Source organism: Stenotrophomonas africana (assembly GCF_013004645.1).
Taxonomy (GTDB): Bacteria; Pseudomonadota; Gammaproteobacteria; order Xanthomonadales; family Xanthomonadaceae; genus Stenotrophomonas; species Stenotrophomonas africana.
In genome coordinates this window covers 25460-39999 of sequence record NZ_JABEME010000021.1, presented here as the reverse complement: position 1 = coordinate 39999, position 14540 = coordinate 25460, and the positions used below count along the sequence as shown (strand labels likewise).

The 14540-nt window shown below is 68.0% G+C and carries 12 protein-coding genes; 6 read left to right on the top strand and 6 right to left on the bottom strand.

All coding sequences use genetic code 11. The annotated features are described in order from the left end of the window. Nucleotides 1-192 precede the first annotated feature (192 nt). From tilS to HLA98_RS20430, 3 genes are read left to right on the top strand one after another with little or no spacing between them, the layout of a single operon-like run. Entirely contained in the window at nt 193-1479 is a 1287-nt protein-coding gene (tilS, locus tag HLA98_RS20440; RefSeq protein ID WP_165284672.1) for a tRNA lysidine(34) synthetase TilS, read from the top strand. Nucleotides 1480-1515: 36 nt separating this feature from the next. Next, nucleotides 1516-1776: an exodeoxyribonuclease VII small subunit gene (locus tag HLA98_RS20435; protein ID WP_005410522.1), complete on the top strand. Its 261-nt coding sequence runs from the start codon at nt 1516-1518 to the stop codon at nt 1774-1776. Continuing rightward, on the top strand, nt 1766-2644 hold the full coding sequence (locus HLA98_RS20430) for a polyprenyl synthetase family protein (protein WP_057501214.1): 879 nt from the start codon (nt 1766-1768) through the stop codon (nt 2642-2644). Before HLA98_RS20435 ends, HLA98_RS20430 begins: the two co-directional genes overlap by 11 nt. A 92-nt stretch (nt 2645-2736) precedes the next feature. On the opposite strand, the gene HLA98_RS20425 is transcribed toward HLA98_RS20430, so the two are convergent. Both HLA98_RS20425 and pmbA read right to left on the bottom strand, forming a co-directional pair. Beyond that, the gene (locus HLA98_RS20425; protein ID WP_057501213.1) at nt 2737-3108 is read right to left on the bottom strand and encodes a DUF4870 domain-containing protein; all 372 of its coding nucleotides are present in this window, start codon (nt 3106-3108) and stop codon (nt 2737-2739) included. 87 nt (nt 3109-3195) lie between these two features. Then, nucleotides 3196-4563 (bottom strand): metalloprotease PmbA, encoded by a 1368-nt coding sequence (pmbA, locus tag HLA98_RS20420; RefSeq protein WP_010482969.1) that lies wholly within the window; start codon nt 4561-4563, stop codon nt 3196-3198. A gap of 68 nt (nt 4564-4631) precedes the next feature. Between pmbA and yjgA the strand changes: the two genes are divergently transcribed. Next, nucleotides 4632-5219, top strand: a complete 588-nt coding sequence (yjgA, locus tag HLA98_RS20415) for a ribosome biogenesis factor YjgA (protein ID WP_049444947.1) — start codon at nt 4632-4634, stop codon at nt 5217-5219. A gap of 41 nt (nt 5220-5260) precedes the next feature. On the opposite strand, the gene tldD is transcribed toward yjgA, so the two are convergent. The 4 genes from tldD to HLA98_RS20395 are packed head-to-tail and all read right to left on the bottom strand — an operon-like array spanning nt 5261 to nt 12743. Continuing rightward, nucleotides 5261-6706, bottom strand: a complete 1446-nt coding sequence (tldD, locus tag HLA98_RS20410; protein WP_057501212.1) for a metalloprotease TldD — start codon at nt 6704-6706, stop codon at nt 5261-5263. 60 nt (nt 6707-6766) lie between these two features. Next, nucleotides 6767-10624: a YhdP family protein gene (locus HLA98_RS20405; RefSeq protein WP_057501211.1), complete on the bottom strand. Its 3858-nt coding sequence runs from the start codon at nt 10622-10624 to the stop codon at nt 6767-6769. Between the two features lie 30 nt (nt 10625-10654). After that, nucleotides 10655-12142 (bottom strand): ribonuclease G, encoded by a 1488-nt coding sequence (rng, locus tag HLA98_RS20400; protein WP_049444954.1) that lies wholly within the window; start codon nt 12140-12142, stop codon nt 10655-10657. After that, nucleotides 12135-12743, bottom strand: coding sequence for a Maf family nucleotide pyrophosphatase (locus HLA98_RS20395; protein ID WP_057501217.1), 609 nt, complete (start codon nt 12741-12743; stop codon nt 12135-12137). Before HLA98_RS20395 ends, rng begins: the two co-directional genes overlap by 8 nt. Before the next feature lie 131 nt (nt 12744-12874). Here HLA98_RS20395 and HLA98_RS20390 point away from each other — a divergent pair, with 131 nt between their 5' ends. Both HLA98_RS20390 and HLA98_RS20385 read left to right on the top strand, forming a co-directional pair. Next, nucleotides 12875-13612: an SIMPL domain-containing protein gene (locus HLA98_RS20390; RefSeq protein ID WP_057501210.1), complete on the top strand. Its 738-nt coding sequence runs from the start codon at nt 12875-12877 to the stop codon at nt 13610-13612. Nucleotides 13613-13829: 217 nt separating this feature from the next. Beyond that, nucleotides 13830-14480, top strand: coding sequence for an energy transducer TonB (locus HLA98_RS20385; protein WP_057501209.1), 651 nt, complete (start codon nt 13830-13832; stop codon nt 14478-14480). Nucleotides 14481-14540: the final 60 nt, after the last annotated feature.

The window sequence follows — 14540 nt, the reverse complement described above, 5'->3', positions numbered from 1 at the left end:
GTTGCGGGAGTGTCCGCGGCATGGATGCCGCGGCCAAGCCCCCATGGATGGGTTTACGGCGTCTCCCGCAACCGGACCCACCCCGCCATCCTTCAGGAACCCCGCTTCTGCTGTTGCTGTTGCTGTTGCTGTTGCTCTGGATCGTAGCGGGTGCAGGGCGCAGCCCTGCCGAGCAACCCTATACTTGCCGCCGTGACTCCCTTCCCTGCCCTCGTTCCGCTGGATGCGCCGCTGCTGGTGGGCTACAGCGGTGGTGTCGACTCCACCGTGCTGCTGCATTGGCTGTGGCGCTGCGCGCAAGCTTCCGGCACTGCGCTGCGCGCGGTGCACGTGCACCACGGCCTGCAGCCCGATGCGGATGGGTGGGTGCTGCACTGCCAGCAGCAATGCGACGCCTGGGGCATTGAGCTGGTCGTGCATCGCGTGCAGGTCGAGAACGGCACAGGCCTGGGCACCGAGGGTGCCGCGCGACTGGCGCGACGCGCCGCATTCGCGGCCGAGCTGCGCGACGGCGAAACGCTCGCACTGGCGCAGCATCAGGACGACCAGGCCGAGACCTTCCTGTTGCGCGCCCTGCGCGCTTCCGGCGTCGATGGCCTGGCGGCGATGTCCACGCACAGCCGCCTTGGCGAACATCCCTTGTGGCGGCCGCTGCTGGCGGTCCCGCGCAGTGCGCTGCTCGATTACGCGCGCCACCATGCGCTGCACTGGATCGAAGACCCCAGCAATGGCGACGACCACGCCGATCGCAACTTCCTGCGCCTGCAGGTGCTGCCGCTGTTGCGCCAACGCTGGCCGCATGCCGCCGCGGCAATGGCGGGCAGCGCAGCGCATTGCGGGCAGACCCGCGAACTCCTCGATGAGGAAGACGCCGAGCTGATCGCACACCTGGAAGTCGCTCCACGCGTGCTGTCGCTGCAGCTGCTGCGCCAGGTCTCACCAAGTCGTGCCGCACGCGTGCTGCGTGCCTGGGTGGCCGGCCACGGTGCGGCACCGCTGCCGGCCACGGTGCTGCAGCAGGCGCTGGACGAGCTGCTGCCGGCCGACAACGATCGTCAGGCCCGTGCGAGCTGGCACGATCACGCGATCCAGCAATGGCGCGACCACGCCTACCTGCTGCCGGCCCGGCTGCCTGCGCTTCCCCTCGAGTGGCAGGTCGAATGGGATGGCCGCGCACCGCTGCCGCTGCCCGATGGCGGACAGCTGCGACTGCAGGGCACCCCGGCCTTCGAACGCCCGCTGCAGGTCCGTGCACGCGTGGGCGGTGAGCGCATTCTGCTGCCCGGTCGCCAGCATTCGCACGCGTTGAAGGACTGCCTGCAACGCGAACACCTCGCCCCGTGGCGACGCGCGCAGCTGCCGCTGATCTTTGATGGCCCGCAGTTGCTGGCCGCCGCCGACGTGGTCATCGCGGCCCCTCTGCAAGCCTGGTTGCAGGCCCATGATGCTCAGCTGCAGTGGCGTCCCGGCGGCTGGTGAATTGACCCCCGCGCGCGGCCCGTCCACACTTGCCACATGGCCAAGAAGTCCCCCGAAAACGCCTCCCCGGTTGCCCAGTTCGAGCAGTCGCTCGAATCGCTGGAACAGCTGGTGGAGCAGATGGAAACCGGCGAGCTGAGCCTGGAAGCCTCGCTCAGTGCTTACGAACGTGGCGTCGGTCTGTATCGCCAGTGCCAGCAGGCGCTGGAACAGGCAGAACTGCGCGTGCGCCTGCTCAGCGATCCGGCGCAGCCGGAAGCCTCCGAGCCCTTCGATCCGCCCAGCCATGACGGCTGAGGTTCTGTTCGCGCGCTGGCGCGACCGTATCGAAAGCCAGCTCGACGCCGCCCTGCCCTCGCCTGCCGAAGCACCGCAGCGCCTGCACCAGGCCATGCGCTATTCGGTGCTGGGCGGTGGCAAGCGCATGCGGCCGCTGCTGGTGTACGCCAGTGGCCACCTGTTCGGTGCGCAGCCGGAACATCTGGATGCGGCGGCGATGGCGGTCGAGCTGATCCACGCCTATTCACTGGTGCATGACGACCTGCCGGCGATGGATGACGACGCGCTGCGCCGTGGCAAGCCGACCACCCACATCGCCTTCGACGAAGCTACCGCGATCCTCGCCGGCGACGCCCTGCAGACCCGTGCCTTCGGCCTGCTGGCCGATGCGCCGCTGCCGGCAACGTTGCGCGTAGCCTGCCTGCAGACCCTGGCCCACGCCTCCGGCGCGTCCGGCATGTGCGGCGGCCAGGCCCTGGACATCGATGCCACCGGCCAGCAGCAGACGCTGGCGGCGCTGACCCGCATGCACGCGCTGAAGACCGGCGCGCTGATCCGCGCGGCGGTACGCATGGGCGGACTGTGCGGCCAGGCTCACGAACCGCAGTTGGCCCAGCTGGACAGCTTCGCCGACGCGCTCGGCCTGGCCTTCCAGGTCCGCGACGACATTCTCGATGTCGAGGCCAGTTCCGAGCAGCTGGGCAAGACCGCCGGCAAGGACCAGGCGCAGGACAAGAGCACCTTCCCCGCGCTGCTTGGCATGGACGGCGCAAAGGCCCAGCTGCATGAGCTCGCAGCACGCATGCAGGCGATCCTGGCCGGATACGGCGAAGAGGCCGATGCACTGCGTGCGCTGGCGACGCTGGCGGTCGAACGCGATCATTGATCGCTGCGCGCTCGTCGGGCACCGCCCGCAGCTCCCCGCACATGAAAACGCCCGGCAATGCCGGGCGTTTTCAGTTCAGCATGCAGCCGGTCTTACTTGATCAGGCGCAGGGTGAACGGGTAGCGGTAGGCTTCGCCGTTGTTGGCCTTCACTGCAGCGATGATGCAGAACACCAGGTTGATGACGCCGACGATCGGGGCCAGGATGCCGCCGATGATCACGATCATCAGGATGATGCTGATGACCATGGCGATGGTCACGGTGATCTGGAAGTTCAGGGCTTCCTTGGCCTGGTCGGTCACGAAGGCCTTGCTGGCGTCATCCTTGTTGATCAGCCAGATGATCAGCGCGCCGATGAACCAGGTGAAGATGCCCAGCAGGTGCGCAGCCAGCGCCATGGTGCGCTGGTCGGCCGGGGCATCGGTGGTTGCCGGCGGCGGCGGGACGTTATCGAATTCACTCACGACAAAACTCCTTTTCATTGGGTGGTCTTGACCCACCAGCGCCAAGCTGGTTGCGTCAGGCGGGCATAGCTTACGCCATCAATGCCATCAATCATTACCGGCGATGGTCATCCGCCCCAGCAGGATCGAACCGGTCCGGATGTGCGAGCGCGGGTCGACGTCGCTGCCGACCGCCTCGATGCTGCTGAACATCTCGCGCAGGTTGCCAGCGATGGTGATGCCGTCCACCGGGTACTGGATCTCGCCGTTCTCCACGCGGAAGCCGCCGGCACCGCGCGAGTAGTCGCCGGTCACCCCGTTCACGCCCTGCCCCATCAACTCGGTCACCAGCAGGCCATCGCCCATCTGCCGCGCGATCTCCTGCAGGGAGCCCGCATTGGCGGCCAGCTGCAGATTGTGCACGCCGCCCGCATTGGCGGTGGTCTGCAGGCCCAGCTTGCGTGCCGAATAGCTGCCCAGAACGTAGCGCTGCAGTACACCGTCACGGACCAGCGCCGAAGCACGGGTGGCCACGCCGTCGCCGTCGAAGGCGGCCGAGCGCAGGCCACGGCGCAGGTGGGGCAGTTCCTCGATCTGCATCCAGTCCGGGAACAGCTGCTGGCCAACGCTGTCCAGCAGGAAGCTGGCCTGGCGGTACAGGGCACCGCCGGACACTGCCGACAGCAGGTGGCCGACCAGGCTTCGCGCCACTTCCGGGGCAAACAGTACCGGCATGCTGCCGGTGGCCATCGAACGAGGCTGCAGGCGGGCGACGGTGCGCTCGGCGGCACGACGACCGACCAGGCCCACCTCCTCCAGATCCTCACGGGCCAGCGCGCTGGTGTACCAGCCATCGCGCTGCATGCCATCGCCCTGGCCGGCAATCAGCGCACAGCCTACCGAATGATGGGTGCCACGCTCACGGCCGAAAAAGCCATGCGAATTGGCATACACCGACAGGCTCTGCATGCTCGACACCGAGGCGCCGTCGGAATTGCGGATCTGCGCGTCGGCCTCGCGGCCGGCGTTTTCACAGGCCAGGGCGAGGTCCACCGCCTCGTCGGCCTGCAGCGCCCAGGGGTGCCAGCTGTCCAGGTCGGGGAAATCGGTCGCCATCAGCGCCGCCTCGGCCAGGCCGGCAGCCGGGTCGTCCTCGGTATGGCGGGCGATCGCGCAGGCCTGCTCGACCGTGGCGGCAAGGCTGGCCTCGTTCAGGTCGCCGGTGCTGGCGCTGCCCTTGCGTTGGCCAAAATAGACGGTGACGGCGATACCGCGGTCACGGGTGGACTGCACGGTCTCAACTTCGCCAAGGCGGACATTGACCTCCAGGCCACGGTCCTCGCTGCAGCTGACCTCGGCCTGGCTGGCGCCCAGCGCACGGGCACGGTCGAGCAGCTGCTGGGAGAGGTCGGCCAGCCGTTCCAGCCGGGCCGGGCTGTCGTCGCCGACAGCGACTTCAGGGGCGATCACGTTCAATGCTTTATCCTGTACGGGTTGGGCCCGGCATCACGCCGGGCGACTTTTTTTGAGATCAGGTAGGAACGATGCGCGGACGCGACGAAGAAACCGGTGAATTCCACGACAAGAGCCGCAGCCAGAACCGGCGCGACGCGCTCGACGTCCTGGCCCTGGGCGAGAAGCTGGTGTCGTTGACCCCGGCCCAGCTGGCGCGCCTGCCGATCCCGGAAGACCTGCTGCCGCATATCGCCGAGTGCAAGCGCATCACCGCCCACATCGCCCACAAGCGCCAGCTGGCGTTCCTGGCCAAGCACATGCGCCGCGAAGAAGACGCCACGCTGGATGCGATCCGCGATGCGCTGGACGCCAACAGCGAAACCGGCCGCCGCGAAGTGGCGATGATGCACCGCGTGGAAGACTGGCGCGAGCGCCTGCTGGCCGAAGGTGACAAGGCGCTGGCCGCCCTGCTGGACGATTACCCGCAGGCCGACCGCCAGCAGCTGCGCACGCTGGTGCGCAACGCGCAGGCCGAGAAGGCGAAGAACAAGCCGCCGCGCGCCTACCGCGAGATCTTCCAGGTGCTGCGCGCGCTGATGCTGCCGGCCGCGCTGGGCCTGAAGGCCGGCGCCGAAGGCGCCGACCCCGTCGAGACCGACGAAGCCGACGAGGACTGAGTCCGCGCCCGCCTGGGCGGTGGCGCTGGCCATCGCCCGGCTCAGGCCTGGGTACCGCCGACGGTGATGCCCTCGATCAACAGCGAGGGCTGGCCGACACCCACGGGCACGCTCTGCCCATCCTTGCCGCAGATGCCCACGCCCTCGTCCAGGGCCAGGTCGTTGCCGACCATGCGCACCTTCTGCATGGTTTCCGGACCGTTGCCGATCAGGGTCGCGCCTTTCACCGGTGAGGTGATGCGGCCATCCTCGATCAGGTAGGCCTCGGTAGCCGAGAACACGTACTTGCCGCTGGTGATGTCGACCTGGCCGCCGCCGAAGTTGACCGCGTACAGGCCCTTCTTCACCGAACGGATCATCTCCTGCGGGTCGTGTTCGCCGGCACGCATGTAGGTGTTGGTCATGCGCGGCATGGTCATGTGCGCGAACGATTCGCGGCGGCCATTGCCGGTCGGCGCCACACCCATCAGGCGCGCATTGAGGCTGTCCTGCATGTAGCCGACCAGGATGCCGTCCTCGATCAGCGTCGTGCACTGGCTCGGATGCCCCTCGTCGTCGATGTTCAACGAACCACGGCGTCCGTCCAGCGTGCCGTCATCGACGATCGTCACACCCGGGGCGGCAACGCGCTCGCCGATGCGGCCCGCGTAGACGCTGGTTCCCTTGCGGTTGAAGTCGCCTTCCAGGCCATGGCCGACCGCTTCATGCAGCAGCACACCGGGCCAGCCCGGGCCCAGTACCACCGGCATCACGCCGGCCGGTGCCGGTGCCGCTTCAAGGTTCACCAGCGCCTGGCGCAGCGCCTCACGGGCGAAGGCTTCCGGGCGGCCGTCGGCGAACAGCTCCTCATAGCCATAGCGGCCACCGCCACCGGCATAGCCGGACTCGCGCCGGCCGTTGTGCTCGACGATCACCTGCACGTTCAGGCGCACCAGCGGACGCACGTCGGCGCCCAGCACGCCGTCGCTGCGGGCGATCAGCACCGTGTCGACGCCACCGGACAGGCTGACCATCACCTGCTTCACGCGCGGGTCGGCGGCACGCAGGTAACCGTCCAGGCGCTTGAGCACTTCGACCTTGGCCTCGTTGCCGATGCCGTCGATCGGGTCCAGCGCCGGATACAGCGCGCGCGCATTGCCCCGCAGCAGCGAACGCCCGGTCTGGGCGCCACCTTCGCGCGAAATCGCACGTGCCGACTGCGCCGCAGCCAGCAGCGCATCGGCATGGATGTCATCGGAGTAGGCGAAGCCGGTCTTCTCGCCGGAAATCGCGCGCACACCCACGCCCTGCTCGATGGAATGGGCACCGTCCTTGACGATGCCATCCTCCACGCTCCAGCTCTCGCGGCGGGCGTGCTGGAAATAAAGGTCACCAAAGTCCACACCGGGGCCGAGCAACTGCCCGAAGGTGCGCTCCAAGCCAGCGGTATCCAGGCCACCAGGGCGCAACAGGCGGTCTTGGGCAAGCGTCAGGGCGATATCAGTCATGGTCCTCGATCTGGGGATGCGGGGGCGCTCAGGCAAGCCCCGTGAACGGGAACACCATGCTCAGCGTGAACGCGAGCGTGGCAGGTCGGTCACCGTCGGCGGAACCGCCGGTGCCGGTGTGGGTGCGGGCGGTGTCTTCTCGCGGCTGCGTTCGATCACTTCCACCTTCGGCTCCTTCCATGGACCGGTCACCTTGTAGGTGCGGGCGCCGATTTCGCCCAACGGTTTGGACAATACCGCATTGGTGGCGGCGCCGAGTGCCGCACCCACCGGGCCACCTGCCACCGCGCCGACCACGGTCAGCAGGTTGCCGGCGCGCGGGTTGACGTCGATGGTCTGGTCGAACTGCTGGTTGCGCAGGTCGGCCTGGCCGCGGATGGTGATGTTCGCCGCCGGACCCTCGATCAGCACTTTGTCGGTACGGGCCATGCCCTGGCCGAACTGCACGCTGCCATCGACCTGGTTGAACGCAAAGCCCTTGGAGAAGAAATCGCGGAAGTCGAACATCAGGCGCCGCGGCAGCTGCGCGACACTGAGCAGGCCGAGCACTCGACCTGCGCCGGGCTCCAGCTCCAGCAACTGGCCGTTGCGCGCGTGCAGATCGAGACGGCCCTGCAGAGTGGCCAGCTGGAAGTCCGAGGGACCGCCGCTCCACGAGGCCTGCAGCTGGGCCTGACCGGAGCCGCCGCGCAGCTGGCCACCGTAGTCCAGGTTCTGCATCAGGCCGCCCAGGTCTTCACTGCGCACCTGTGCGGTCAGCTCGGTGCGGGCACCGCCGGTGCGGCCCAGCCAGCGACCGCTGATGTCGATCTCCTGGTCCGGCGCACGGAAGCGCAGCTCGTCCACGTTCAGGCCATTGGCCAGCGGCCGCGTACGCAGCACCGCCTGGCCGAGTACGACCTTGCCGAACTGCAGATCGGCAATGTCCAGCGCGAACGGCGGCAGCTTTGCCGGATCCATGTCATTGGCGCCGGCCTGTACCCGCACGGGCGCAGCCGGTGCGCCCGGTGCGGCCGGCAGCGACTGCCAGTGCACACGGTCGAGCTGGCCGCTGATGGTGCCACCCTCTGCATTGGGAACAGTCAAACGGCCTGCCAGCGACGGCCCATCCAGGCGTACATCCAGCGCCTGCGGGCCCGGCTGCAGTTTCAGCCGCGTCTGCTCGAAGACGCCGCCGATCAGCATCAATTTGCCGACCTGCACGTCCACCGCACGCAGCGGCATGCCGTCATCGTCCCCGCCTCCACGCGCCAGGCTGATCCACTCCAGCGCATCCAGGGTCGGGCTGCGGCCGTTGACGGTCAGCCCGCTCGGTGGCGGCTCACGGTCGACGTGGTCGCTGCCGAGCGTGACCTGTACGCCGGTCTGGTTGTTGTGGCTGCGCGCGGCCAGGGCCAGACGCTGGCCAAAGGCCACGTCGATGCGGCCAGCCCCCATCGGCAGCTGCGCGGCCACGGTGGTCGCCAGCGGTTCGGCGGCCGGCTTGTCCAGCGGCGCCGGCAGATCCAGGCGGGTGCCCACCAGATCCGAACTCAGGCGCAGTTCGCTGGGCGGCGCAGGCGCCCCGGGAGCGACCTTGGGCAGGTTGACCGCGATCGTCCATGGGGAGGTACCGGTGATGTAGGGCTTGAGCCAGGCCATCTCCGGTGCGCGGTCGATCAGCACGCCAGCATCAAGCGTGGCCGACAGCTTCGATTCGAAGGCCAGTTTGCTGTCGTGCACGTAGCCACCGGCACGCAGGCTCAGGCGGCCGTCCTGGCCGAGGTGGCGCACCGCCAGTTCCTCGGCGCCGAAACCGCCGTTGCTGTAGCGCGCCTGCCCGTGCATGTTGTCGAAGGCGAGCTGGAAACGCTTGTCGACCAGCTTCACGCCGGCCAGATCGATTGTCCCCTGCAGGTGACCGCCACCTTCATCGTGGTGCAGCGGCTGCAGCAGATCGAAGGTCACATGCGCCGGGCCTGCAGCGGTGAGGTTGTCCAGGGTATCGCCGTATTCCTTGTGCAGTGGGCTCTGCCGCAGCATTGCCAGCAGTCTGCCGGCCTCGCTCTGCGCATCGGCACGCACGTACAGCGGCTGCTGCCCGAAGTCCTGGATGCCCGCCTCGAATTTCTGCACCGCTACACCGGCCAGGTCGCCGCGCCCATGCATGTCGAAGCCGGGGCCGATGAAGGCGATATCGGCATCGACCTGGCTCATCAGCGGCCAGTCGTGCTGGAAGCGGATGTCGCCGTTGGTGATGTGGCCGGTGGCCTCGAAGCGGCCATCGTTGTTGTCGAACGGCCAGTCGTCCAGGTCACCGCTGACCAGGCCGATGCCATTTCGCACCTGGCCGCCGGCCAGCGCCATGTCCAGCCAGTCGGTGGCGCCCTTGCTCATCTTGGAGTGGATCCAGAAGCGCTTGGCCGCCGTCATCGGCACATCGTCCAGCTTGGCCGCCAACTGCAGCCAGGGCCGCGTGCCGTCGCCCTGGAACCAGACACCACCGCGCACATCGGCCGCGTAGTCGGTGCCTTCCACACGCATCGCCGCAGTGCCGATACGCCAGCCACCGCCCTCGTCACGCCAGCCCACGATCTGTCCAGCCAGGTGCAGGTCATGCCGCACGCCAAAGCCGGTGGGCCAATCGAACTGCAGCTGCCGTTGCGGTTGCAGCTGCAGGCTGAAGCCATCGGCGTCGCCCTCGAAATGTCCCCCCAGGCCGCGCAGACCCGGAGAATTGCCAACGCTGGCAAAGCCCAGCGACTGCAGCTCGCCCTGTGCCCTCAACGGGCCATCACGTTCGCCGGCCAGTTGCAGCGCTCGCACATCCAGCTGCGGTTTGGACAGGAACAACCAATGGCGCAGGCCTGGCTCGAGGCGATCACTCAGCGCCAGCGCACGCAGCGCCGTACCGGCCTGTACTTCGCCGGAACTCACCCGCAGCTGCCTGCCAACCTGCAACTGCAGGCCATCGAGCTGTTGTTCGCCGTCTTCGGTCTTCAAACGAAGGCGCGGTACCTGCAGCGCCCAACCCTCGGCCTGGCGCTGCCAGCGCAGGCGCGCCTGCAAGCGCTGCAGCTGCAACTGCGGCGTTGCCACGTCGGGCATCGGTGCACCGTCGATGCGCACGTCACGCAGGTCCGAATCGGTGGTCAGCGCCACCGGCGCGAAGTCGCGCAGGGTCAGCCACAGGTTCAGCTCACCCTTGCCTTCGCGCAGGCGCACGCCACCCGCTGCCAGCAACGGCGACCAGGCATGGAAATCAACAGGATCGGCACCCAGCCAGGCCTGGCCGTTGCCGCGCGTGCGGTCCACGTCCAGCACTGCGGTCAGCGGCAGGGCATCGGTCTGCGCCCAGGCACGCACGCCCACACGCAGGCGGTCGCCATTGACGCGCAGGCGCAGATCGATACGCGGCAGGGTGGTATCGATACCCAGTCCCGGTGCATGCACACCCAAGCGGCCATCGATCACCTGCAGCTCGCCCAGCCGGCGCAGCGCCTCCAGCGGGTCACCGCCCGTGTCTGACTTCGGCAGGCCGCGCACCGACCAGCGGCCGTCCTCGCCCTGCTGCAGGTCCAGCGCCAGGCCACGCAGGCGCAGCTCGGTCAGCGAGCGACCAGGCAGCATCCCGCTGTACATCGACACCAGCACTTCGGCTTCACCGATGGCCAGGCCCTGGCCCGCGCCGATGCGCAGGCCCTTCAGCTGCAGCAATGGACCGCGTCGGGTCCAGGTAGTGTGCAACTGGTCAAAACGTACCGGCTGGCCGGCACGCTCGCTCAGCCAGGCGGCAATCTTCCCGGGATGACGCTCGGCCAGCGGCAGCAGCTGGCTGAGCGTGCCCACCAGCAGTGCAAGCCCGACCAGGCCCACCGCACAGGCGGCAATGATATGACGGCGGATCCTTCGCAGTCGCAGGCGCGGCGGCGCGCTCATCGGCCACCGCCGGCCTGCAGCCGGCGAGGGTCAGAGCAGAACAACATCGAATTGCTCCTGCAGGTACTGCTCGTCCGCCTGGAAGCGGATGCTCTTGCCGAGGAATTCTTCCAGCTCGGCCACCGCCGAAGACTCCTCGTCGGTAATGCGCGCAACGACCTTGGTCGAAGCGATCACCAGCAGGCGCGCCGCATCGAACTGGCGCACCGCGCGGGTGATCTCGCGGAAAATCTCGTAGGTCACCGTCTCGGTGGTCTTGATGCTGCCACGGCCACTGCACTGCGGGCAGGTTTCCGACAGCTGGCGCTCCAGGCTTTCCACCGTGCGCTTGCGGGTCATCTCGACCAGGCCCAGCGGTGAGAAGTCGTACACCGTGGTCTTGGCATGGTCACGGGCCAGCGCCTTTTCCAGGGTACGCAGCACCTGGCGGCGATGCTCGGCATCGTCCATGTCGATGAAATCGATGATGATGATGCCGCCCAGGTTGCGCAGCCGCAGCTGCCGCGCCACTGCCTGCGCTGCTTCCAGGTTGGTGCGGAACACCGTCTCTTCCAGGTTGCGCTGGCCGAGGAACGAACCGGTGTTCACGTCGATGGTGGTCATCGCCTCGGTCTGGTCGATCACCAGGTAGCCGCCGGATTTCAGCGGCACCTGCTTGTCCAGCGCGCGGCCGATCTCGTCCTCCACGCCGAACATGTCGAAGATCGGCCGGTCACCCGAATACAGTTCCAGCTTCTCGGCCAGCACCGGCATGTACTTGGCCACGAAGGCCTGCAGCTGCGCGAAGGTTTCCTTGGAGTCCACCTTCACCTTGTCCACGTCCTTGCGGATCAGGTCGCGCACCGAACGCAGCGGCAGGCTCAGGTCCTCATAGATGTTGCTGCACGAGGGTGCTTCGCGGCCGCGGCGCTCGACCACGTTCCAGACCCGCGACAGGTAGGCGATGTCTTCGGCAATGGCCTCGGCCGGCTGGCCTTCGGCATTGGTGCGCACGATGTAGCCGTAGCCACCATGCTGGGCCGACAGTTCGGTCACCAGCGCCTTCAGCCGCGCCCGCTCGCCTTCATCCTCGATGCGCGCCGACACCCCCACCACCTTGGACTGCGGCAGCAGCACCATGTAACGCGAGGGAATGCTGATCTGCGTGGTCAGGCGCGCGCCCTTGGTACCGATCGGGTCCTTCACCACCTGCACTACGATGTCCTGGCCGTCACGCAGCAGCTCGACGATCGGCACGCTGGACGGCGGCGGCAGCGTGGTGTTCTCGGTGTCCGCACTGGCCACCGGCGCCGGTCGCACCACGTCGTTGGCGTGCAGGAACGCGGCCCGCTCCAGCCCGACCTCGACGAAGGCCGCCTGCATGCCGGGCATGACGCGCTGCACCTTGCCCTTGTAGATGTTGCCGACCACACCCCGGCGCCAGCCGCGCTCGATGTGCAGCTCCTGCAGCATGCCGTTTTCGATCACGGCGACCCGGGTCTCGCGCGGGGTCACGTTGACCAGGATTTCCTCAGACATCGGCAGCCTCCCTGGCGGCATCAGCAGTGGGGGCCGGCACGCCGCAGCGCGCCAGCAGACGATCGGTGTGCAGCAGCGGCAGTCCCATCACGCCGGAGTAGCTGCCGGAAAGATGTTCGATCCAGCGTTCGGCCCCGCCCTGGATGGCGTAGGCCCCGGCCTTGTCCAGCGGCTCGCCGGTGTCCACGTAGATGGCGATGTCGGCGGCGCTGATCGGCGCAAAGGCCACTTCGGAAATGACCAGCTCGCTGTCCAGGCCGTCGGCACCGACCACCACCACTGCGGTCATCACCTGGTGGGTGCGCCCGGCCAGCCGCGCCAGCATCGCCCGCGCGTCGGCGGCATCGGCCGGCTTGCCGAACACTTCACCGTCCAGCACCACCTCGGTATCCGAGCCGAGCACACGCGCCTGTGGGTCATCGGCCAGCACCCGGGCCAGCCCGGCGCGCGCCTTGTCGGCGGCGACACGGCATACATACTGTTCGGCGCTTTCAGCGGGCGCGCGCTGCTCGACAACCTCCAGGTCCAAGGCCTGGAAGGGGCGTCCGAGTCGGGCCAGCAACTGGTTGCGTCGGGGGGAGCGGGAAGCAAGATAGAGCATCGGCACAGCATAACCTGAGGCCGCCACCTGAATCGTCGGCAACCCGTTCCGGAACGCGTTCAACCCCGAATGGGCTCACAGCGCGTTCATCGCTACGACACCACCCTCAACGGCACAACAAGGAGTTCTCCATGCGCCTGACCGCCACCCCGCTGCTGCTTGCCCTGTCCCTCGCCCTTGGAACCTCGATGACTGCCCATGCCGCCCCGTCGTCGCCGTCGGTCGCCGCCCCGGCCGAAGGCACCCTGCTGAACATCTCGGCCAATGCCGAAGCCACCCGCGTGCCGGACGTGGCCACCCTGTCGGCCGGCGTGGTTACCCAGGCCGCCGACGGCAACAGCGCCATGCGCCAGAACGCCCAGCAGATGGACAAGGTGCTGGCGGCGATCAAGGCCGCCGGCATTGCCGAGCGGGACGTGCAGACCAGCGGCGTCAGCCTCAATCCGCAGTACCGCTATGCCGACAACGAAGCACCGAAGATCACCGGCTACCAGGCCAGCAACACGGTCAGCCTGAAGGTGCGCGACATCGCCAAGCTCGGCAAGGTGCTGGACGCACTGGCTGCGCAGGGTGCCAACCAGATCAACGGCCCCAGCTTCGAGATCGACCAGCCGGAGCCGGTCTATGACGAAGCCCGCCTGGCCGCGCTGAAGAAGGCCCAGACCCGCGCCCAGACCTATGCGAAGTCGCTGGGTCTGCAGGTGCGCCGCATCGTCAGCATCTCCGAGAACAGCAATGGCGGCTTCCGTCCGATGCCGATGATGCGGGCGATGTCGGCCGGCGCCGCGATGGACAAGGCGACCCCGGTCGCGCCGGGCGAATCGACCGTCTCGGTCAACCTGGATGTAGTGTTCGAACTGGGTCGCTGATCCCGTTTGCCACTGCCGACAAGGGCGGATCCCGCAGGGGATCCGCCTTTTTTCATGCCTGCGGCCTGCACTGGCTGAAGGCCAGCCCAACGATACCGACCCTGCCTCTAGGCAGTAGCGGCCCCATCGCGCTACTGATGCACTGCCAGCCGCGTGCGGCAACCCCGCCACGGGCCCTGGTGCGTTGAGGACTTCGTCACTGGCATGGAGGTGGACCATGGTTCGTACGTATCCCGTTGCATCCCCGCACTTCGACCCCGCCCGCGTTGCCGCCTGGAGCGCGGCCATCGCCCTGCATCTGCTCGCGTTCCTGTTGCTGCTGATCCCCGCGACCTACCAGGCTGTGCAGGTTCCGCGTGACAAGACCACGGTACGGCTGATCGAGAAGACCCCGCCACCGCCCCCTCCGCCGGTACTGGTGGAACCGAAGGAGGTCGCGCGGGTGGTGCCGAAGCCGCATGCGCAGCCGGTAGCGCCGCCCCTGCCCGCTCCCACTGCAACCGTGGAGGAAACCCAGGGCATCGCATTGCCGGCAGCCGAACCGTCCCCGCCGCAGCTCGCACCAGGCATCGACAGCTCGACACCGCTGTCCGGAGCACAGCTGCAGTACCGCAGTGCACCGCCACCGACCTATCCGCTGCCGGCCCTGCGCAATCATGAGCAGGGCACGGTGCTGCTGCGGGTGGAAGTCGACAGCAGCGGGCAGCCGGTCGCGGTCAGCATCGAGCGCAGCAGTGGCTCGCGCAGCCTGGACCAGGCCGCGCGTCAGCAAGTGCTCAAGCGTTGGCGCTTCGAACCGGCCCAGCGCGATGGCGTGGCAGTGCCGGCCATCGGGCTGGTACCGGTGCAATTCTCGCTACCGGACTGATTGTCCAGGGCCGGCCCGGCCACCTGCCGGGCCGGCCCGCACCGCCGAAGTGCCAAACTC